Origin of the sequence: Rhizobium sp. BK212 (assembly GCF_014197475.1) — a bacterium.
Classification (GTDB): Bacteria; Pseudomonadota; Alphaproteobacteria; order Rhizobiales; family Rhizobiaceae; genus Rhizobium; species Rhizobium anhuiense.
In genome coordinates this window covers 37,765-58,413 of the sequence record NZ_JACIFS010000012.1, presented here as the reverse complement: position 1 = coordinate 58,413, position 20,649 = coordinate 37,765, and the positions used below count along the sequence as shown (strand labels likewise).

The 20,649-nt window shown below is 63.0% G+C and carries 20 protein-coding genes and 1 pseudogene; 11 read left to right on the top strand and 10 right to left on the bottom strand.

Going from position 1 to position 20,649, the window contains the following annotated elements; translation table 11 throughout:
• Positions 1 to 122: 122 nt before the first annotated feature.
• Complete coding sequence (locus tag FHT79_RS28390) at positions 123 to 1,490, top strand: TIGR03808 family TAT-translocated repetitive protein (protein ID WP_132574038.1); 1,368 nt, start codon at positions 123 to 125, stop codon at positions 1,488 to 1,490.
• A 175-nt stretch (positions 1,491 to 1,665) separates the two neighbouring features.
• A complete protein-coding gene (locus FHT79_RS28385) occupies positions 1,666 to 2,331 on the top strand; it encodes a glutathione S-transferase family protein (RefSeq protein ID WP_132574040.1) in 666 nt (221 codons plus the stop codon).
• Between the two features lie 3 nt (positions 2,332 to 2,334).
• Here the strand turns inward: FHT79_RS28385 and FHT79_RS28380 are convergent, their stop codons facing one another.
• Positions 2,335 to 3,231 carry a LysR substrate-binding domain-containing protein gene (locus FHT79_RS28380; protein ID WP_132574042.1) on the bottom strand — a complete coding sequence of 299 codons (897 nt, stop codon included), beginning with the start codon at positions 3,229 to 3,231 and terminating at the stop codon, positions 2,335 to 2,337.
• Between the two features lie 177 nt (positions 3,232 to 3,408).
• On the opposite strand from FHT79_RS28380, the gene FHT79_RS28375 reads away from it, so the two are divergent.
• Both FHT79_RS28375 and FHT79_RS28370 read left to right on the top strand, forming a co-directional pair.
• Positions 3,409 to 3,603: a hypothetical protein gene (locus FHT79_RS28375; RefSeq protein ID WP_132574044.1), complete on the top strand. Its 195-nt coding sequence runs from the start codon at positions 3,409 to 3,411 to the stop codon at positions 3,601 to 3,603.
• 38 nt (positions 3,604 to 3,641) lie between these two features.
• Positions 3,642 to 4,001 carry an MmcQ/YjbR family DNA-binding protein gene (locus tag FHT79_RS28370; protein WP_097542746.1) on the top strand — a complete coding sequence of 120 codons (360 nt, stop codon included), beginning with the start codon at positions 3,642 to 3,644 and terminating at the stop codon, positions 3,999 to 4,001.
• Here the strand turns inward: FHT79_RS28370 and FHT79_RS28365 are convergent.
• Together FHT79_RS28365 and FHT79_RS28360 are read right to left on the bottom strand one after the other, a co-directional pair.
• A complete protein-coding gene (locus tag FHT79_RS28365; protein WP_183904580.1) occupies positions 3,986 to 4,606 on the bottom strand; it encodes a glutathione S-transferase N-terminal domain-containing protein in 621 nt (206 codons plus the stop codon). The genes FHT79_RS28370 and FHT79_RS28365 overlap by 16 nt on opposite strands.
• A 357-nt stretch (positions 4,607 to 4,963) precedes the next feature.
• Complete coding sequence (locus FHT79_RS28360; protein WP_047614493.1) at positions 4,964 to 5,320, bottom strand: NUDIX hydrolase; 357 nt, start codon at positions 5,318 to 5,320, stop codon at positions 4,964 to 4,966.
• Positions 5,321 to 5,461: 141 nt separating this feature from the next.
• Here FHT79_RS28360 and FHT79_RS28355 point away from each other — a divergent pair, with 141 nt between their 5' ends.
• Positions 5,462 to 6,217, top strand: a complete 756-nt coding sequence (locus tag FHT79_RS28355; RefSeq protein WP_048338321.1) for a DeoR/GlpR family DNA-binding transcription regulator — start codon at positions 5,462 to 5,464, stop codon at positions 6,215 to 6,217.
• Here the strand turns inward: FHT79_RS28355 and FHT79_RS28350 are convergent.
• On the bottom strand, positions 6,192 to 6,935 hold the full coding sequence (locus tag FHT79_RS28350; RefSeq protein WP_183904579.1) for a hypothetical protein: 744 nt from the start codon (positions 6,933 to 6,935) through the stop codon (positions 6,192 to 6,194). The genes FHT79_RS28355 and FHT79_RS28350 overlap by 26 nt on opposite strands.
• A gap of 129 nt (positions 6,936 to 7,064) precedes the next feature.
• A complete protein-coding gene (locus FHT79_RS28345) occupies positions 7,065 to 8,072 on the bottom strand; it encodes an asparaginase (protein ID WP_183904578.1) in 1,008 nt (335 codons plus the stop codon).
• 649 nt (positions 8,073 to 8,721) lie between these two features.
• Here FHT79_RS28345 and FHT79_RS28340 point away from each other — a divergent pair.
• On the top strand, positions 8,722 to 9,933 hold the full coding sequence (locus tag FHT79_RS28340; protein ID WP_183904577.1) for an MFS transporter: 1,212 nt from the start codon (positions 8,722 to 8,724) through the stop codon (positions 9,931 to 9,933).
• A gap of 25 nt (positions 9,934 to 9,958) precedes the next feature.
• Here FHT79_RS28340 and FHT79_RS28335 read toward each other — a convergent pair whose 3' ends face one another.
• On the bottom strand, positions 9,959 to 10,582 hold the full coding sequence (locus FHT79_RS28335; protein ID WP_047614181.1) for a metalloregulator ArsR/SmtB family transcription factor: 624 nt from the start codon (positions 10,580 to 10,582) through the stop codon (positions 9,959 to 9,961).
• Between the two features lie 103 nt (positions 10,583 to 10,685).
• On the opposite strand from FHT79_RS28335, the gene FHT79_RS28330 reads away from it, so the two are divergent.
• Positions 10,686 to 12,113, top strand: a complete 1,428-nt coding sequence (locus tag FHT79_RS28330) for an MFS transporter (RefSeq protein WP_183904576.1) — start codon at positions 10,686 to 10,688, stop codon at positions 12,111 to 12,113.
• A gap of 56 nt (positions 12,114 to 12,169) precedes the next feature.
• On the opposite strand, the gene FHT79_RS28325 is transcribed toward FHT79_RS28330, so the two are convergent.
• The 4 genes from FHT79_RS28325 to FHT79_RS28310 all read right to left on the bottom strand — a co-directional run bounded on the left by FHT79_RS28325 (position 12,170) and on the right by FHT79_RS28310 (position 16,300).
• Positions 12,170 to 13,171 (bottom strand): NAD(P)H-quinone oxidoreductase, encoded by a 1,002-nt coding sequence (locus tag FHT79_RS28325; RefSeq protein WP_183904575.1) that lies wholly within the window; start codon positions 13,169 to 13,171, stop codon positions 12,170 to 12,172.
• 125 nt (positions 13,172 to 13,296) lie between these two features.
• Positions 13,297 to 15,135 (bottom strand): EAL domain-containing protein, encoded by a 1,839-nt coding sequence (locus tag FHT79_RS28320; RefSeq protein WP_183904574.1) that lies wholly within the window; start codon positions 15,133 to 15,135, stop codon positions 13,297 to 13,299.
• 156 nt (positions 15,136 to 15,291) lie between these two features.
• Positions 15,292 to 15,534 (bottom strand): type II toxin-antitoxin system ParD family antitoxin, encoded by a 243-nt coding sequence (locus FHT79_RS28315; protein WP_047614177.1) that lies wholly within the window; start codon positions 15,532 to 15,534, stop codon positions 15,292 to 15,294.
• 169 nt (positions 15,535 to 15,703) lie between these two features.
• Positions 15,704 to 16,300 carry an HdeD family acid-resistance protein gene (locus FHT79_RS28310; protein WP_097595770.1) on the bottom strand — a complete coding sequence of 199 codons (597 nt, stop codon included), beginning with the start codon at positions 16,298 to 16,300 and terminating at the stop codon, positions 15,704 to 15,706.
• A 155-nt stretch (positions 16,301 to 16,455) separates the two neighbouring features.
• Between FHT79_RS28310 and betI the strand changes: the two genes are divergently transcribed.
• The 4 genes and pseudogenes from betI to FHT79_RS32520 all read left to right on the top strand — a co-directional run.
• Entirely contained in the window at positions 16,456 to 17,082 is a 627-nt protein-coding gene (gene betI, locus FHT79_RS28305) for a transcriptional regulator BetI (protein WP_127430605.1), read from the top strand.
• Complete coding sequence (gene betB / locus FHT79_RS28300) at positions 17,079 to 18,542, top strand: betaine-aldehyde dehydrogenase (RefSeq protein ID WP_183904573.1); 1,464 nt, start codon at positions 17,079 to 17,081, stop codon at positions 18,540 to 18,542. The genes betI and betB overlap by 4 nt, the downstream gene beginning before the upstream one ends.
• Positions 18,543 to 18,746: 204 nt before the next feature.
• Positions 18,747 to 20,399: a choline dehydrogenase gene (gene betA / locus FHT79_RS28295; protein ID WP_063476608.1), complete on the top strand. Its 1,653-nt coding sequence runs from the start codon at positions 18,747 to 18,749 to the stop codon at positions 20,397 to 20,399.
• Positions 20,400 to 20,409: 10 nt separating this feature from the next.
• Positions 20,410 to 20,595: pseudogene (locus FHT79_RS32520) on the top strand (hypothetical protein); the annotation flags it as partial.
• Positions 20,596 to 20,649: the final 54 nt, after the last annotated feature.

Below are 20,649 nucleotides of genomic sequence, written 5' to 3'. Positions count from 1 at the left end.
TCCTGCCGTCGGCGGCGACTACATCTGCAATTTCGCTCGCCTCTGCCAAGCTTGTACCAAAAGAATACATGCCCACCTGGCACGTTTCCTGCTACGGGCGCGTTATGACAGGAGTGCGCCGAATGCCTTCACGCCGCGATATGCTTCTCTTTCTCGCTGCCTCGGCGGTGGCGGGAGGGGCATCGCGCGCCCTTGCCTCGCCGCTGACGGCCGCCGCCCAGCCCGATCTGCGCGGTGCGATCGACGCGGTGGAATATCGCGCCGTTCCCGAAAGCGGCGACCGCAAGACCCGCAACCTTGAGCAGATGATCGAACGGGCGGCGCGCGAGAACGTGCCGGTCTTCCTGCCGCCCGGCACCTACCGGATCTCCAATCTCACCCTGCCCGACAATACCCGCATCACTGGCGTGCCCGGCGCCTCGCGGATCGTCTACACCGGCGAAGGCCACCTGTTTTCGGCCGAAAACGTGCGCCGCATCGAGCTTTCCAATCTCGTCATCGACGGCGGCAATCGCTGGCTTGGCGATTACGCCGGCGCGCTGCTGCAATTTACCGGCGTCGACGAGGTGCTGATCGACAATTGCGAGATCGGCGGCAGCCGCAAACACGGCCTGCAACTGGAGCGCTGCGGCGGACGGATCGAGCGCAGCCGCATTTCGGGTGCGGCCCAATCCGGGCTTTACGCGGTGGAATCGGCAAATCTTTCGGTCACCGGCAACACGGTCTCGGATTGCGGCAATGGCGGCATCCTGGTGCATCGCTGGAAGAAGGCGGAGGACGGCACCGTCGTTTCCGGCAACCGCATCTCCAACATCCGCGCCAATGACGGCGGCACCGGCGAAAACGGCAACGGCATCAATATCTTCCGCGCCGATGGCGTGATGGTGACGAATAACCATATCTCCGACTGTGCCTTCACGGCGATCCGCGCCAATTCCGCCTCGAACATCCAGATCAACAGCAACCAGTGCCGGCGCTCCGGCGAGACGGCGATCTATGTCGAATTCGCCTTCGAGGGCGCCGTGGTTTCCGCCAATATGATCGACGGTGCGGCAAACGGCATTTCGATCGCCAATTTCGACGAAGGCGGCCGGCTGGCGAGCGTCACCGGCAACGTCGTGCGCAACCTCACGCTGAAAGGCCCCTACACCCACGAGGTCGGTTTCGGCATCGGCATCGCGGCGGAGGCCGATACGCTGATTTCCGGCAATGTGATCGAGGGCGCGCCGCGCTGGGGTCTGCAGATCGGCTGGGGTCCGTATCTGCGCAACGTCGTTGTCACAGGCAATGTGGTGCGCAAGGCGCCCGTGGGATGCGCCGTCTCGGTGGCCGACGGCGCCGGCACCGCCGTCATCACCGACAACATCTTCCAGGAGACCACAGAAGGCGCAGTTTTAGGCTTCCAGTGGGAGAAGAAAGTCTCCGCCGAGATGGCTGGCGGCGGCTCGCCTTATGCGCAACTGACCGTCGAGCGCAACCGGGTCTCGTGACCGTTTAGACAATTCCCGGCAAAAGCGCTTCGCGCCTTGCCTGGCAAAACCGCGATACACTTTGCTGGCGTTGCCGAGGCCATCAAAAGCTTTCATCATCCCATCAGCCACAGGGACTTTTCCCACGCCGATCCGGCATTTACGCTCCCGCGAACAATATCGAGGGGATACGTTCATGCTGACAATCTACGGGGTCTATCGGTCGCGCGCTTCCCGCGTCTATTGGATGGCGGAGGAGCTTGGGCTCGAATTCCGCTCGGTGCCGGTGCTGCAGGCAAGGCGGCTTGCAGATCCGCTGGCGGAGGATGCGCCGCTCAACACGCGTTCGCCTGAATTCATCGCCGTCAATCCGATGGGGCAGATCCCCAGCATTCGGGACGGCGATCTCGTCATGCACGAGTCGCTGGCGATCAATCTCTACCTCGGCCGCAAAAACGGCGGGCCGCTTTCCGGTCAAACCGTCGAAGAAGACGGATTGTTGACGATGTGGACGGTCTGGGCGGCGGCAGAGGTCGAGCCGCATACGGTGCGGATCGTGCTCACCTATGATAATGGGCTTGAAAACAGCGAAGGCGGCAAAGAGACGATCGCCGTCGCCTGCCGCTCGCTGCGCAGGCCGCTAAAAGTTCTCGAAGGCCATCTTGCCGGCCGGCCATGGATCGTCGGCGACCGCTTCACCGTCGCTGACCTCAACCTCGCCGAAGTGCTGCGCTACGCCCAGAGCGAGGAGGCGCTGTTCCAGGCACATCCGAATATCAAAGCCTGGATCGAGCGCTGCCAATCCCGCCCGGCCTACAAGGCGATGCAGGCGACCCGCGGCAAAGAGCCGATCGAGGTGTGAGGACTACCGGAAGAGAGCCAGTGTGCCGGCCATTTCCTCGCGGATCCAGGCCTTGAAATCCTTGACCTTCTTCGGCTCGCGCACGCCTTCGGCGGTGACGAAATAGTGGCCGAAGCCGGTCGGCGCGCGAATGCCGAAGGGGGCGGCGAGCCGGCCTTCGGCAAGCGCGAAGGCGGCCAGGGTCTGCCAGGCGAGCATGACGCCCTGGCCGGCGATCGCCGCATCAAGGCAGAGCGAGGCATCGTTGAAGACGTGGCGGGTCGAAAGCGTCGCACCCGATAGCCCGGCCTCGCGCATCCAGACCTCCCAGGTGAACATGGCATGGCCATCGATGATGGCGGGCAGTTCGAGGATATCGGCGGGCTCTTTCAATTTCGCCGCCATCTCGGGCGAACAGACGGGAAAGACCTGCTGCTCAAGGAGCAGTTCGGCCTTCACGTCAGGCCATTTGCCGTTGCCGACGCGGATGCCGATATCGACGTCGCAGAGCGCCGGGCTGACGAGGTTGGTGGTCGCATCCAGCCGCAGCTTGATGTCTGGGTGGCGCTCGGCGAAGCGATCGAGCCGGCAGACCAGCCAGCGGGCGGCGAAAACCGGCGCCACCGATATGGTCAGGATGGTATCGTCCTTGCGGTTGGCGATCGACACCGCCGCCGAAAGCCGGGCGAAACCCTCGTCCAGCGCCAGGAGAACCGGCCGGCCGGCTTCGGTGACGATCATTCCCCGGGCGGTGCGCTCGAAGATCACCTGGCCGAGTTGGGCTTCGGCCTTGATGACCTGCTGGCTGACGGCGCCGACCGAGACGCCGAGTTCCTCGGCGGCAGCCTGGAGCGAGCCGAGACGGCCGACGGTTTCCAGCGCCCGCAGTCCGTTGAGATGGACGGTATTCAGGTTCTTCATATAGTTTTTCTATAACGGCTCCGCTTTAATCTCAATTGAAATTCTGCCTGGAGAGGCCGACATTGCAAGCATAGGCAATCCATTCGAACTCAGTGCGTGAGGCGGACAAGATAGTTCAGCAGGCGGAAGCCACTTTGCGATCATCCTTCTACGCCACCGAAGAAAGCGAGGCCTGCCATGTCATTGCTGAAGTTTTTCTTGAGACCTGCCCTTGCCGCGGCAAGTGCAGACATTGTCCCGGCCTGGAAGGACGATCCGTTGCGGCATCCCGAGGTCGAACGCATGTCGATGCGCGAAATTGCCGATCTGCCGCTCGGGATACAGGCGGGCTTTCCCAAAGAGGCCAAGCCGCCGCTGGCGAAATGCGCATGAAAACGTGGTAGGTTCGCCCCGGCAGAAAGGGCGGAACCATGGCCGGTGATGTCGATGCGATCTTCGAACGGCTGAAGCGGCTGACGGCGGAAGCCGGGCTGCCCGATGTCGAGGAGAGCACCTCCTATGGCAATCCGGCGCTGAAGGTCGGCGGCAAGAGTTTTGTGGCGGTGAAGAACGCCGAGACGATCGTCATCTCGATTTCGCTCGACGACAAGGACCACCTGCTGGAGATGGCGCCCGACGTCTATTTCCAAACCGATCATTATGTCGGCTGGCCGCATCTGCCGGTGCGCGCCGCCATGATCGGCGACGCGGAATTGCGGTTGCGGCTGATCGGCGCCTGGCTGTTCCGGGCGCCGAAGAAGCTTGCTGCCCGCTATCAGGCCCGATCGTAGGCCAGCGCCCGCTGGACGGCGGGGCGCTGCAGCATGCGGGCGTGATGGTCGCTCGCCTTTTCGAAGCGGGTGGGATCGACGCCGTCGGACGGCAGCCAGTCGGTCATGACGAAAAGATAGGGATCGGCGATCGAATAGGCCTCGCCCATCACCCATGGGCCTTTAAACATCGTCTGGTCGATCAGCATGAAGCAATCGGCCATGTTTTGCGGCACTTTCGCCTTCATCGCTTCGATGGCGGCCGGCTCGTCGGCCCAGCGGGAGCCGCGCGGGCGATGGGCATGGTTCACATGCACGGTCGAGCAGATATAGCTGTTGAAGGACTGGAGCCTGGCCAATTCGAAGACATCGTCAAGCGGCGCCAGCTTGGCGGCCGGGGCGCTCTGGGCGATATAAGCCAGGATCGCCGGCGTTTCCGTCAGCACGCCGCGATCGGTGACAAGTGCCGGCACACGGCCCTTCGGGTTGATCTTCAAATAGTCCGGCGAACGCTGCTCGCCATCGCGCAGGCTGATCTTCTTTACGCCGAAGGCCAGGCCGGATTCTTCCAGGGCAATAAGGCTTGCGAGCGCACAGGTTCCCGGCGCGTAATACAGTGTCAGCATGTTCGACTCCCTTTCGGCGAGGGTTATAGCGTAGCGGTGGGTGCGCCGGAACTGGGGGGATTGGGTTTTGATCCTCCATCGGGACAAGGGTGGGTGCGAGTGTGAGGGCATGATCGATGTGCCGTGCCGCGCCCCTCATCCGGCTGCCGCCCCCTTCTCCCCGCGGGCGGGGCGAAGGGGGATAGCCGCAACCTCTCGGTTCCTCGCTCACCTCTCGCAGGGCACGTCCCCTCGCCCCGTTTTTACGGGGGTCCGAAGGATGGGGCGAGACGAGTGGCTCGACCCCGGTAAGGTTAGGGTGAGGGGCAGATCCTGCACGTCAAATCGCCTTGTCAGCTAACGCAACCAGGCCCACCCTCACCCGCAGCCCGGCACATCCTCCAGCCGGTGCCAGACGGGGATGCCGCGCTCCCTGGCGATGCGCACGTCGTTATCAGCCCCCTTGGAATCGCCCGGCAGGCGCAGCACGCCCTCGCAGAGCTGCAGCAGCCGGCCGGCGACCGGGTGGAAGATTTCTTCGTAGAGCGCGTCGCCGACCGAGCGGCCGCCGGCAGCGTGCCAGATCGGCAGGGCCACCCATTCGCCGATCATCGGCACGTGGCCGGCTGCAAACAGCGCGTGCGAGGGTTCTTCCAGCCGCTTCAGGTTGGCGGCCATCTTCTCCGGGTCGTCGCCCGTTCCGGACCGGTAAGGCCCGGCAATCAAAATCAACATGATCCACTCCATTCGCCCCGCCTATGCAGGAGCACTCCCGGCCTCATGCACGGGATGTCGTGAAAATGCACGATATTTCTTGAATGTCGAGTCACTTCGTGTAATATCGGGTGATTATGTTTAACTTCGTGCAGAGAGCCGATGCTGACGACGCAACGCAAGACCCTCATTCTCGATATCCTGCGCCGTGACGGACAGGTGATCGCCAAGCGTGTCGCCGAGGATTTCGCGCTTTCGGAGGACACGATTCGCCGCGATCTCCGGGAAATGGCGGCGGAGGGGCTGTTGAAACGGGTGCACGGCGGGGCGATGCCGCTGGCGCCCGACCTGCCTGATTTCACCGCCCGGCGCAGCGTCTCGTCGCAGATCAAGGCGCGGCTGGGGGCCGCGGCGGCAGCGATGGTCAGGCCGGGACAGATGATCTTCCTCGACGGCGGCACGACGACGGCGGAGATCGCCAGGCACTTGCCGCGCGACATGCCGCTGACGGTGGCGACCCACAGCCCGACCATCGCCGCCGAACTGGAGCACCACCCCACAGCCGAGGTGATCCTCACCGGCGGACGGCTCTACAAACATTCGATGGTGGCGACCGGCGCGGCGGCGATGGCGGCAATCTCGCAGCTCCGCCCCGATCTTTTCTTCCTCGGCGTCACCGCCGCTCACCCCGTGCACGGGCTTTCCACCGGCGATTTCGAGGAAGCGGCGATCAAGCGGCATATCGCCCACTGCGCGGCCGAAACCCATGTGCTGCTGACCGAGGAGAAGTTCGACCTCGTCTCGCCCTGCCCGGTGCTCGGCATTTCCGAGGTGGCGGGGCTGATCGTGCCGATGGAGATGACGGCCGAGCGGCTGAAACCCTATCGCGATCTCAACGGCGCGATCGCCGCAGCATGATGGCCCTGCGCGAGGGTTGTTGCCGCGCCGTGGTGTGCGGCAGCAGGCTGGCGGCAAGAGCCGCGATGAAGGCCGCCAGCACGGCATAGGCCGGCGCCATGCTGCCGGTTCCAAGGGTGAGCACCGTCTGCAGATATGGCTGTGCCAGCGCGATGACGACGGCAAGCGCCGGCATGTCGAGCAGTGTCCCGGCAATCCGCGACAGCTCCGACATGAAGGCTGCGCCAGCAAGCGCGCCGTAGACCGCCGTCAGGCGGATTGTGCGGCGCAACGGCACCGAGGCGGCAAGCGGCAGCGTGTCGCCATCCTCGAGCACAAGCGTGAGATAGGCGACGAAAGCCGCCAGAAACAGGAAGGCGACGGGCAGTGCGGCGAGGGTGGCGGGTTGCGTCAGAGCCGCCGCATCCGCGGCCAGGAAGAGAAGGATCGGCGTGGAGGCGACGAACCAGACGGTGACAACAGGCCCCCAGAACCAGATGAGCGAGAGCCTGTGAAGACGCAGCAGCGTGGCGACAAAGAGAATGCCGATCGCGGTCCAGATGCAGGCGGGTTTGAGCAAGCCCGATATCAGCCGGAGGGTCGGCTGGCAGGCGCCGGCCATTTCTCCGCAGCCGGACAGCTGGATGGTGAGCCAAGTGATATAATCGAGGCTCAGCGCGGCGAATAGGAAGATGCCGATCCCCATCAGCATCCACCAGAGATAGCGGCCTGCAAACATGCCCTGCCCTCATGGCTTCCAGGACTGTGCTCACGCCGCCGCGAAGGGGTGCATCCGCGATCGCGGGACGTACCCTTTTATATTAGGTAATTCTTATTTTTCTAATAACTTATATATGCAGAGCCACGCTCATCCGGCCAAGGCGGAGGTGACCCTGACATCGCCGACATGGATGCCGTTCCAATTGCGCATCGGCAATGCGGCATGGGCCATCAGGCCCGCATGCACCTCGCTCTCCGTCTCGAAGAAACGGGCGAGCGTCGCCGCCACCATGGCTTCGGCAGCACGGGTCGTGCCGTCCTCGCATTTGAGCGCGACGGCGATGCCCTTTTCCGGGATCGCCGCACAGAAGACACCCTCGGCGCCGGTTTTGACGAAGATGCGGCCGGGGGCGATCTGCATCAACTCCGTGCAGGCGCGGCCGGAACCGGCGACATAGAAGGGCTCGGCCATGCAGGCTTCGATCAGCCGGCGGGACGCCTTGGCGCGTAGAGGTTCCAGGCCGGTGCCGGTCACCATTTTGGCAAAACCGTGGGCGAGACTGCGCAGCGGCACGGCATAGGTTGGAATGGAGCAGCCATCGGTGCCGCAGCTTTCCGCTCCGAGCACGGCGCCGGTCAGGCTTTCCATCGCCGCGCGGATTTCGACCTGCAGCGGGTGCTGGTAGCCGACATAGCCCTTCGGATCGATATCCTGATGGCAGCAGGCGCAGATAAAGCCCGCATGTTTTCCCGAGCAATTGTTGTGCAGCGCGGTCGGCGCATCGAGCGTGCGGGCCTGATGGATCAGGACCTTCTGACTCATCGACCAATGGGCGCCGCATTCCAGCGCCTCGGCATCGCGACCGGCCCGCGACAGCATCGAAGCGGCCAGCGCCACATGCGCGTCCTCGCCATTATGCGAGGCGCAGGCCAGCGCCAATTCCTTGTCGCCGAAGCCATAGGCATCGGCAGCACCACTCTCGACCAGCGGCAGCGCCTGCATCGCCTTGCAGGACGAGCGCGGGAAGATGGCGGCCTCGATGTCGCCCAGCGAAAGGACAAGCTTGCCGTCACCATCAACGACCGCCACCGCGCCGCGATGGCGGCTTTCAACGAGCAGGCCGCGGGTGACTTCGACGGTGACGGGATTGGACAAAGGCTCTCATCCGGATGCTGGCGGGGTTGCGCAGTCCATAACGCGTCACGCGGCGAAAGCCAACGGGGTTGACGTTTTGCCCGGGTTTAGGTGGCTAGGCGGGTGCCTGCTGATAGTGCCGGCCCTATATGTGGCTGGACGTCACCGCTGCAGCGGAAGTGCGCCTTCCCGTTGGCCGCGCTCCCCAACCTCCATTATCCCTTGAGTTTAGACGCCTCGAGACGATATGCCTTGCAATCCAGCTTTCACAATCCGAGGAATTGTTTTTGCAATCGGGCATATCTATCACCGAGTCCACATTGCTGGCACTTTTCACGATTGTCTCTCTGAGCTTGGCGTGTTGGCTGGCGCGCCGGCCCGCAAAGACGAGCGTTGGAATCACCCTTGGAGTCCTTCTAGGGCTGGCATTGATAATCATCACATCAACTCTGGTCGGATTTTTGGGAAATGTTCTTCCATTCGGGCAAATCGACTTCTGGCTCTCCAATCTGCTCGCGAAATTCTAAAATAGGCGTTCAGCCCTGTTGCGGGCTTGGACGGCGATCACATCCCCCAAACATTCATCACATGAATTGACCGAAGCGATCTAAAACTATCGTTTCTCTGATAGGTCCGGTGCAGCTAAGAGCTGTGCATCAGGAACCGCGCCATGCCCTCTACTTTTTCCTTGATCCTTCGTGACAACAGGATCCGCATCCCGGCGGTAACGCTCGTCGCGCTCGCCTTCACCTATGCCTCGACCGTGCCCTACCAGTCGATCATCGGGATCAATGAACTGGGCTTGAGCAACGGCGCCTATTCGGCGCTGGTGTTCTTCTCGGCGATCGTCAACGTCACGACGAGCCTGACGCTCGGCATCTGGTCGGACAGGCTGAAAGAGCGGCGGCCGCTGGTGCTGGGGCTTTCCGTCGCCGGCATGCTCGGCTTCGGGTCGATCGCGATCATCCACAGTCCCGCAGTCTTCATCTTCTCCACGCTGTTGCTGGTGCCGATGAGCAACTCCACCTATTCGCTGCTGTTTGCCAGCCTGCGCGCCAGAACCAACCAGATGGAGCGCGGCCAGGGTGCGGCGATCACCGCGACGGTGCGGGCACTCTATTCCGGCTCATGGGCGCTGGCGCCGGGGATGATCGGCCTTGCTCTCGTCAGTTCGCCGTCGATGACGCCGGCCTATGGGATCGCGGCGCTGGCAAGCTGCACCTGCTTCTGCCTGTATTTCTTCTTCGCGCCCGGAAATGGTGCCGCCGGCCCTGCCCCCGATCATGTCGGCTTCCTTGCGTCGCTGAAGCGGATCTTTGAGCCTTATGTGCTGTCGCGGGTCATCGTCATGTCGATGCTGTTCGGGCTGCAGCGGCTGAACGGCATGCTCTCGCCGCTGATCATCACCCATGCGGCCGGCGGCACCGTGGTCGATGTCGGCTTCATGGCCGGGCTGACGGCCTTTCTCGAAATGCCGTTCATGGTGATGTGGGGTTTGACGCAGCGCCGCTTCCGGACCGTGCACGTGCTCGCCTTCGGCGCGCTGATCTACTGCGTCTATCTCTCGCTGCTCGGCTTTGCGTCCGCGCGCTGGCACATCTATGCGCTGCTGCTGGTCAATGCCTGCGGGGTGGCAGCGATCCTCAGCGTGCCGATCACCTATCTGCAGGACCTGATCGCCGATCGGCCGGGGCTCGGAAGCTCGCTGAACTCGCTGAACACCTTCATCGGGGTTGGCATCAGCGCCGGCCTCTTCGCCTTCGGCACCGCGATCACCGATTATTCCGGCACCGCTTTCGTCGGTGCGGTCGCGGGTCTGGCGTCGATCGGCGCCCTGCTCTATCTCGAAAGCAGCAAGCGTCAGGCGCGGCAGCCGGCATGAAGTGCGACGTTCCGAACAATCCGCCTCAACGCGGCGTGATGCGATAGGCGCAGCGGCGGGCGCCGAGGAGGATGTGTTCGCTGCGCTCGACATCGGCGCCAAGGACGGTGCGGAAGGTTTCGAGTTCGGAGCGGCAGAAGCCGGCGCAGGCGGTGGCGGCGGCGCAGATCGGGCAATGGTTTTCGACCAGCATGTAGGCGCCGTCCGCCTCCTGCCAATGATCGGCCATATAGCCTTCGCGGGTGCGGATGCCGGCGAGCCCTTCGACGCGGGCAGCAAGGTCGCCGGCAGTCTCCAGCTCTTTCCGATAGCGCTGCAGCGTCTCGGCCTCGCGGGCGGAGATGACGGTATCGAGGGCTGCGGGTCCGAGCTGTTCGACCAGCGTGCCGAGCAGGTTTGCCGTCAATTCGGCGTGGCCATCGGGAAACTGGCGGTTGCCGGCGGCTGTGAGCTGCCAGAGCTGGCGCGGCCGGCCCCTGCCGGTGGCGGCTGTTGTGACCGGTTCCACCAGCCCCTCCTCCGCCATCTTCGAAAGCTGCTGGCGGGCGGCCTCGCCTGAGATGCCGAGCGCATCGCCGATCGCGGCGGCGAGCTGCGGGCCGTCGGTTTTGATCAGGATCAGAATGCGGTTGGCAGGGGACTGGCGCATATTTTTCCAAGTCAAGTCTTGTTTAATTCGAGACAGCATGCAATTTTCCAATTTATAACTTGGAAAATAATCCTTCGCCAGTCAAAATCTCGGGGATTCTCCCATGTCGAATATCGACCAGACCGCAGCCCTCCCGAATCCCGGCTCCGTCTTTCGCCTGTTCCTGCCCGAGCACCTGCCGGCAACGCTGATGCTGGCCGGCGGCGTGATGCTTTATGCCGTCGAGAGTTACATCATGGCGACGATCGCGCCTTCGATCGTGCGCGATATCGGCGGGCTCGCGCTGTTTTCCTGGGTCACCAGCCTGTTCGTGGCGGCTGCCGTGCTTGGCTCGATCTTCGTCGCCATGCGGCCGCGAGGGATCGGGCTTCGCACCGTCTATGTGATCGCAGCACTGGTATTCGGCGTCGGCAGCCTGATTGCCGCAGCCGCCCCCTCGATGCCGGTGGTGCTGATCGGACGCGCCGTCCAGGGTCTGGGAACCGGGGCACTGGCCGCGCTCGGCTATGCCTTCATCCGCTTCGTCTATCCCGAGCCGCTCTGGCCGAAGGCCTCGACGCTCTATGCGGCGATCTGGGGTGTGGCGACCGTCATCGGGCCGACGCTCGGTGGTTTCTTTTCGTCCGGCAGCAGCTGGCGCTACGCCTTCATCGTCCTCGTGCCGCTCGGCCTGCTGATGGCGGCGCTGGCGCCGCGGCTGTTGCCCGAAGTCGAGGACGATCGCGAGCAGGCGAAAACCCCGGTTGCGCAGATCGGGCTGCTGCTGGCGGCCGTGCTGATGGTCAGCGCCGCCGGCGCGATCGAGACGACGGGCGCGAGAGGAGCGCTGATTGCCGCCGCAGTCGTCGCCGTCGCCGGCATGTTTCTCATCGAGAGGCGAAGCGCGAACCGGCTGCTGCCCTCCGGCGCTGTCAGCCTGTCCCGGCCGATTGCACGGGTCTATCTGACGATGTTCGCCCTGACCGTCGTGCTGGTCAGCGACGTCTTCATTCCCTATTTCCTGCAGACGCTGCATGGGGTGACGCCACTCCTATCGGGTTATCTGGTGGCGCTGGTCGCCCTCGGCTGGACATTCGCGGCCTTCCTCAGCGGCTCGCTAACCGGCGGCCGAGCCCATGCGGCGATCGTCATCGGCGCTCTCCTCGAGGCGGCGGCGACCGCGTTGCTCGCCGTCTTCCTCGGCAGCGACAATCCGGAAGGGCACCTGCTCCTCATCGTGCCGGCGGCAATCGGCATGTTCATGATGGGCTTCGGCATCGGTCTCGGCTGGGCGCATCTCGTCGCCATGGTCCTGAGGCTCGTTGCCGACAATGAGCAGGACAAGGCCTCTTCGGCGATCCCGACGATGAGTTCGCTCGGCGGGGCTTTCGGCGCGGCCTTCTCAGGGGTCATTGCCAATGGCGCCGGCCTCGTCGATCCGGGCGGTATTGCCGGCAGCATCTCGGCGGCCCACTGGCTCTATCTGCTGATGGCGCTGCCCGGCATCGTCGCGATTGCGGCGGCGATGACGCTGAGAGACCGCCGGAATTGAGAGAGGCGCCTCGGGTTTGGGGCGCCTTTTCACAATTGAACGCTGCGCCTTGTCCACTAACCTCGGACGGTGAGCACGATCTTGCCGATATGGTTGCCGTCCTCCATCAGGCGATGCGCCTCGACGACCTCTTCGAAGGCGAAGACCTTGTGGATGACCGGGGCGACGGTGCCGGCTTCGAGCAGCGGCCAGACCTCCGACAGCAGGTCGTCGCGGATGGCGCGTTTTTCCTCGGCCGTGCGCGGGCGCATGGTGGAGCCGGTGACCGTCAGTCGCTTGACCATGATCGGCGAGAGATTGACCTTTTCGGCGATCGCGCCGCCGAGGAAGGCGATGATCGACAGGCAGCCGTCCCTGGCGAGCGAGGCGAGGTTGCGCTCGAAATAGGCTGCACCGATCATGTCGAGGATGATGTCGACGCCCTCACCGGTCTCGGCCTTAATGACCGCGGCGAAATCCTCGCTCCGGTAGTTGATCGCGCGCTTGGCGCCCAGCCTTTCGCAGGCCTCGCATTTCTCCTTCGAACCTGCCGTCGCGTAGACTTCGGCGCCGAAGGCGCGGGCAAGCTGGATCGCCGTGGTGCCAATGCCGCTCGTGCCGCCATGGATCAGCACGCTCTCGCCTTCCGTCAGTCCGGCCATCTGGAAGAGATTGGCCCAGACGGTGAAGAAGGTCTCGGGAAGAGCCGCCGCCTTGACCGCGTCATAGCCTTTGGGAAAGGGCAGGATCTGGCCTGCCGGCAGCAGGCAATATTCGGCGTAGGCGCCGCCATTGGCAAGGCCGCAGACCTTGTCGCCCACGGCGTAGCCGGTGACGCCTGGGCCGATCGCGACGATTTCGCCGGCAAGTTCCAGGCCGAGGATCGGGCTCGCACCCTTGGGCGGGGGATAGCTGCCCTGGCGCTGGGCGATATCCGGACGGTTTACGCCGATCGCCTCGGCGCGCACGAGAATCTCACCTTCACCAGGCACCGGCAGCGGGCGTTTGCCGATCACCATCACCTCCGGCCCGCCGAAAGACGGCAGATCGACGAAGTGCATTTCCTGAGGCAGTGACATGTCGCGGCCCTCCTGATCCCGAATGTTCGGAATAGATCAGCCCCGGAGGCTTGGGAAGGCTGGAAGTGGCAAGGGCGTCAATTCGCCTCGGCCACTGCATCAGTGCTACAGCGTCCTTTGCGCGTCTAGAAAGACGCGCGGCGCTGTAGGAGGTGGAAGACGAGCCCTTCCTCGCTTTCCTTGGCGGCCGACTTGATGATGGCGATCTCGGCGCTGACGCGGTTGATATCGTCGATGACGAGGCCTTCCGGCAGTTCGATAACGCCGATCGAGCAGCGCATCAGCGGAAACAGGGCTTCGGCGCCGGTGCGGTCGTGACCGAGGATGCGGCCGGCGGCCCGGTCCTCGTCGGAATAGAGATCGCGCACATCGTCGTGGAAATCGCTGATCAGCCGGTCGAGGATCTCCTTCAACTCCTCCTCGGTCCAGCCGACGACGCCGATGAAGAAATCGTCGCCGCCGACATGGCCGAGGAAATGGCGCTCGGCGAAGAAATAGCGGCGCATCAGCGCGGCAAACAGCGAGATCGCGTGGTCGCCGAGATGGAAGCCGTAGGCATCGTTGAACGGCTTGAAATTGTCGAAGTCGCAATAGCAGAAGTGGCGGACCTCATCGCCGTCGCGGCCGGACTGGCGCATGAAATCGCGGATGGCGCGATTGCCCGGCAGGCCGGTCAGCGGGTTCTGGTCCTGGGCGGTCTTCAACTGCTTCTCGTTGATGACCTTGATCAGCGAGGCGGCGGAGACGACGCCGGCATAACGCATATTGTCGGTCAGGATCAGGCAGTTGCTGCCTTCCATATTGGCGAAGATCGCCATCAGCCGCTCGGCATCGCTGTCGAGGCCGACGATCGGCGCCATCTCGACGAAATGCGAGATGGAGCGCTCATACATCTTGTTCTTCAGGAGATCGCGGCCGAAGGGCTGGTAAATATATTCCTTGAGGTGATGCTCGTGGATGATGCCGCGCGGCTCGTCATTGGCATTCAGAACCGGAAAGAAGGCCTGGCGCGGATTGCGGCGGAAGAGTTCAAAGACGCTGTCAATGCTGTCATTCTCATAAACCGTCGGCAACAGTTCGATCTGCTTGCGGATGAGGATTTCGTCGAGCGATTGGCTGCCCCGCTTGCTCTTGCCGAGCTCCTGCAGATGCGGGAATGACGGCGTCAGCTCCGATATATGCGTCGTCGGGCGGGAGATGAACCAGCCCTGGACGAGGTCGACGCCGTATTCGCGGCAGGCGATGAATTCGGCCTCGGTCTCGATGCCTTCGGCGATGACACGGGTGCCGAGCACATGGGCGATGTTGACGATGCTCTTCAACAGATGGCGCTTGCGCGGGCTGCGGTCGATCTCGGCGACGAAATGTCGATCGATCTTCAGGTAATCGACGGCATAATCGCAGAGCAGCTTCATCTCGCCGTGACCGACGCCGAAATCGTCGATCGCCAGCTTGAAACCGGCCTTGCGCAGCCTGGACACCAGGGCGGAAAATTCCGGCACGCTGGTATTGTCGAAACGCTCGGAGAATTCGAAGCAGACTGAGGATGGCGGAATATTGGCCTTGCGCAGATGCTGCAGCAGGTTCTCGACCAGGCGTTCGCCATGCGGGATCAGCCGGACGTCGAGATTAAGGAACAGCGTGGAGGTCGCAAAATTCGACAGCGTGGCGAATTTGGCGAGCGCCCGGCTGGCGAGCATCTGTTCGAGCTGCAGCAGCTGGCCGAGCTGATGGGCCTCGTCGAGGAGTTCGACCGGCGTGTCGTAGCCGATGCGTTCCTGGCCGCGCATCAGGGATTCATAACCGAAGACCGTGCCGGTGCCGGCCTCGACGATCGGCTGGAAGGCGTTCTCGACCACGAGCTTGGCAAGCGTGATGATTTGATCGCTGGCGTAGCGGCGCAGAACACCCGGCTCGACGGTAGCAACCAAAGACATGTCGGTCTTCACGTGGCCGGTCTTCATTGTGGCGCATCTCCACTGTGACTTGTTCTTTTCGTCCGGAACATGCCGCAGAAGGATCAACGAACTCTTTCGCCAGTGTGAAGGTTTTATGAAACGCGCAGAGACTCGCCGCGCGTTCCGCGTTTATTCAATTTTCAAATGCAATCAAATGCTTGCTCAGGCGGAACGACGGCGCTCCGCCTCGTGATCGGCGAACATGTCGGCGACGCATCTGCCGCCGGATGGAGCGCCCTCATCGTCGAGGACATCGTCCCGGAATTCGTTGAGCTTGCGGGCGGTATCCCACAGGCGCAGCGCTTCGCGGACGACCTCGCTGCTCGAGGCATAGCCGCCATTGTCGACGGCGGCGCGGATACCCGCTGCCTGTTGCGGAGAGATGGATACGGTGACCATCGGCATGAACTTCCTCCCTTTTCTGATCAGGCAGAACCCTGCCTCTGGGGGACGCATGACCATTTTCAGCATTCTCGGCGATACCAGCCGGTGCCTTGGTGCATTCGCACGTAGCCGATCCTCTGTCTTTGGACCGGCATTAACCCTTAAAGTCTAATCCCCTGTCATCCCCTTGTCAAAAAGAACGGTCGGAAAGCGACGCCGGAGCATCACTTTCCACAGCCCCACTGCGGATGCCGATGCCGAAGGCAATCATCGTCCAACCCTGGATAATGAGGTCGGCGGCTAGGAACAGGCCGAGGATCCAGAGACTGTTCACCGGCCAGCCAAGCGCAATGACGAAACCGGCAAGGGCGGTGATGACGCCGCTTGCGACGATCCAGCGCCAGCCCTTGGTGGGCTTCATGCGCATGCCGACCCAGGTGCGGAAGACGCCGGCGATGACGAGGGTTAAAGAGAGAAACAGCGTCAGCGCCACCGAGGTGAGGATCGGATTGATGAAGGCGCAGATGCCGGCAAGCAGGTAGAGCAGGCCGCTCAGCACCCAGAACAGCGCGTGATCCCAGCCGCGCACCTGGAAGGCATGGACGAGATAGATCACGCCGCCGAACAGCATGAGCATGCCGACATAGTAGACCGAGACGACGGTGGCGAGCATCAGATTGCCGAACGCGATCAGACCGCAGACGAGCAACAGCACGCCGAGGCCGACGAACCAGATCCATTTCGACTGCAGTGAAGATGTCGGTGTTCCCTCAAAGACATCGGCCATGATGCACCTCCTGAGATTTGGAATATGTTGCAGCAATTTTTCACGGAAAGATCTGCGCCAGATCAAATCGAGAAAGATTTTTATTGATTGATCAGTCAATCAAAAATAACCTGCTTCAAATTTTTACAGGAGCTGGCAGCTTGCCAAAGGTCGGAATGGAGCCGGTGCGCCGCAAGGCGCTTGTCGATGCGGCGCTGCGGGTGATCGGCGATCACGGCTCGCTTGCCGTCACCATGTCCGACATTGCCCGGCAGGCCGGCGTGTCGCCAGCCCTTGCCCATCATTATTTCGGCAGCAAGGAGCAATTGCTGATCGAGACGATCCGCTCGCTTCTCCGACAGCTGCGCAGTGATACGGTGGCAGCACTCAAGGCGGCCAGAACGCCGCGGGCGCGGCTTTCGGCCGTCATCCGCGTCAGCTTCCACGCCGACCAGTTCGCGCCGGAGACGATTGCCGCCTGGCTCGCCTTCTACGCCGAAGCGCAGCGCTCGGAAGAGACCCGCCGTTTCCTGGTGATCTATGCCCGGCGGCTGCGTTCCAATCTCTTGGCCGATCTGAAAGCACTCCTGCCGGCTGACGCCGCAGAACGCATCGCCGAAGGCGCTGCGGCGATGATAGACGGGCTCTATATCAGGCAAAGTCTGAAATCCGCGCCGATCGGCATCGAAGCCTCGATCGCGCTGACCGAGGATTACCTGAATGCGCTCCTGGCCACCGCCTCCCCTTCCTCCCGAGGGGAGAAGGGACGACCCCATCGAACCACCCAAGGACAAATGACATGAAAGCCCAGCCGAAAGCCTCGCACTTCATCGACGGCGAATATGTCGAGGATGCCGACGGCACCGTCATCGAGAGCCTCTATCCCGCGACCGGCGAAGTGATCGCCCGGCTGCATGCCGCAACGCCTGCGATCGTCGAGCGGGCGATCGCGGCGGCCAAACGCGCCCAGCCGGAATGGGCGGCGATGAGCCCGATGGCGCGCGGGCGCATCCTGAAGCGGGCGGCCGACATCATGCGCGAGAGAAACCAGGCGCTCTCCGAACTGGAAACGCTCGATACCGGCAAGCCGATCCAGGAGACAATCGTCGCCGACCCGACCTCGGGTGCCGATGCCTTCGAATTCTTCGGCGGTATTGCGCCGGCCGGTCTCAACGGTTCGCAGATCCCGCTCGGCCAGGACTTTGCCTATACCAAGCGGGTGCCGCTCGGCGTCTGCGTCGGCATCGGCGCCTGGAACTATCCGCAGCAGATCGCCTGCTGGAAGGCTGCGCCGGCGCTTGTCTGCGGCAATGCCATGGTGTTCAAACCCTCCGAGAACACGCCGCTCGGCGCATTGAAGATCGCCGAGATCCTTTATGAGGCAGGACTGCCGAAGGGGCTCTTCAATGTGATCCAGGGCGACCGCGACACCGGGCCGCTGCTCGTCAACCATCCCGACGTCGCCAAGGTATCGCTGACCGGATCGGTGCCGACGGGCCGCAGGGTCGCGGCGGCGGCGGCCGGCAACCTCAAGCATGTGACGATGGAACTCGGCGGCAAGTCGCCGCTGATCGTCTTCGACGATGCCGATCTCGATTCGGCAGTCGGGGGCGCGATGCTCGGCAATTTCTATTCGACCGGCCAGGTCTGCTCGAACGGCACGCGCGTCTTCGTGCAGAAGACGATCAAGGATGAGTTCCTCAAGCGGCTCAAGGCGCGCACCGAAGCGATGCTGATCGGCGATCCGATGGACGAGGCGACGCAGATCGGCCCGATGGTCTCCTGGGCACAGCGCGAGAAGGTGATCTCCTACATCGAGAAGGGCAAGGCCGAGGGCGCAACGCTGATTGCCGGCGGCGGCATTCCCAACAATGTCTCCGGCGAAGGCTATTACGTGCAGCCGACGGTTTTTGCCGATGTCACCGACGACATGAGCATCGCCCGCGAAGAGATCTTCGGACCGGTCATGTCAGTGCTCGATTTCGACGCCGAGGACGAGGTGATCGCGCGCGCCAATGCCAGCGAATTCGGCCTTTCCGGCGGCGTCTTCACCGCCGACCTCACCCGCGCCCACCGCGTCGTAGACCGGCTGGAAGCCGGCACGCTCTGGATCAACACCTATAATCTCTGCCCGGTCGAAATCCCCTTCGGCGGCTCGAAACAATCCGGCTTCGGCCGCGAGAATTCGCTGGCCGCGCTGGAGCATTATTCCGAGCTGAAGACGGTCTATGTCGGCATGGGGCCGGTGGCGGCGCCTTATTGAAGGAGTGAAGACCCCTCCCCACAAGAGGGAGGGGCCAATCCGGGGCACCGGTTCTGCCCTCCTTCCATCGCATCGCCTACGGCGCTGATTTTGAAGTGAGGCAGTGCCGCAAGTTAAGCCCCTCCCCCTTGTGGGGAAGGGTTTGGGGCGGGGTCTTAATGCCCGGGGTCTTCGGAACCGTTGCAAAGAATCTAAGGGAACGTCATGCAACAAGCAGATTTCGTCATCATCGGCTCGGGCTCGGCCGGTTCCGCCCTCGCCTATCGCCTGTCGGAAGACGGCAAGAACAGCGTCCTTGTCATCGAGGCGGGCGGCAGCGATTTCGGGCCGTTCATCCAGATGCCGGCAGCCCTTGCCTGGCCGATGAGCATGAAGCGGTATAACTGGGGTTATCTCTCCGAGCCGGAGGCAAACCTCAACAATAGGCGCATCACCGCGCCGCGCGGCAAGGTGATCGGCGGCTCCTCCTCGATCAACGGCATGGTCTATGTGCGCGGCCATGCCGAAGACTTCAATCGCTGGGAGGAACTCGGCGCCAGCGGCTGGGCCTATGCCGACGTGCTTCCCTATTTCAAGCGGATGGAGCATTCGCATGGCGGCGAAGAGGGCTGGCGCGGCACGGACGGGCCGCTACACGTGCAGCGCGGCGGCTTCACCAATCCGCTGTTCCGCGCCTTCATCGAGGCCGGCAAACAGGCAGGCTTCGAGACGACAGAGGATTACAACGGCAGCAAGCAGGAAGGTTTCGGGCTGATGGAGCAGACCATCTTCGGCGGTCGCCGCTGGTCTGCCGCCAATGCCTATCTGAAACCGGCGCTGAAGCGCGATAATGTCGGGATCGTCTACGGCCTGGCGCGGAAGATCGTGATCGAGGACGGACGCGCCACCGGCGTCGAGATCGAACGCAAGGGCAAGATCGAGGTGGTGAAGGCGAACCGCGAGGTGATCGTCTCGGCCTCCTCCTTCAATTCGCCGAAGCTCCTGATGCTGTCGGGCATCGGTCCCGGCGGCCATCTGCAGGACATGGGCATTGAAGTCAAAGCCGACCGGCCGGGCGTCGGCGCCAACCTGCAGGACCATATGGAATTCTACTTCCAGCAGGTGAGCACCAAGCCGGTGTCGCTCTATTCGTGGCTACCATGGTTCTGGCAGGGCGTGGCCGGCGCGCAATGGCTGCTCTCGCGTGGCGGTCTCGGCGCCTCCAACCAGTTCGAAGCCTGCGCCTTCCTGCGCTCGGCACCGGGGCTGAAGCAGCCCGATATCCAGTATCATTTCCTGCCGGTGGCGATCAGCTATGACGGCAAGGCGGCGGCGAAAAGCCACGGCTTCCAGGTCCATGTCGGCTACAACCTGTCGAAATCGCGCGGCAGCGTGAGCTTGCGCTCCGCAGACCCCAAGGCCGATCCGGTGCTGCGCTTCAACTATATGAGCCATGCCGAGGATTGGGAAAAATTCCGCCACTGCGTGCGCCTCACGCGCGAGATCTTCGGCCAGAGCGCCTTCAACGACTATCGCGGCCCGGAGATCCAGCCGGGCGAAGGCGTGCAGAGCGATGAACAAATCGACGCCTTCCTGCGCGAACATCTGGAAAGCGCCTATCACCCTTGCGGCACCTGCCGCATGGGCGCCAAGGACGATCCGATGGCGGTGGTCGACCCGCAAACGCGGGTGATCGGCGTCGACGGCCTGCGTGTCGCCGACAGCTCGATCTTCCCGCACGTCACCTATGGCAACCTGAACGGGCCGTCGATCATGACCGGAGAAAAGGCGGCCGACCATATCCTCGGCAAACAGCCGCTGGCACGCTCGAACCAGGAACCGTGGATCAATCCGCGCGCGGCCGTCAGCGACCGATGAGAAACCAACATCAGTGAAGGACATTCAGGCCGGCACGACGGAATTCGTAAGCAAGATCGTCGGTCCCGACACGTTCGCCCGAACCGTCGCTGTCGCGGTGAACGTGCCTGAGATGTCGTATCAAGGAAATCCTGCTCCGGCCACGGCTCACCCGTCTGACGTGAGGCGCGATGTGTCTATGACATCGCAACCGTGAATCAGCGGCCGTGCTTCGCGTTTTTTCAAAGCGAAGAGAACGAGGGGCCCTCAA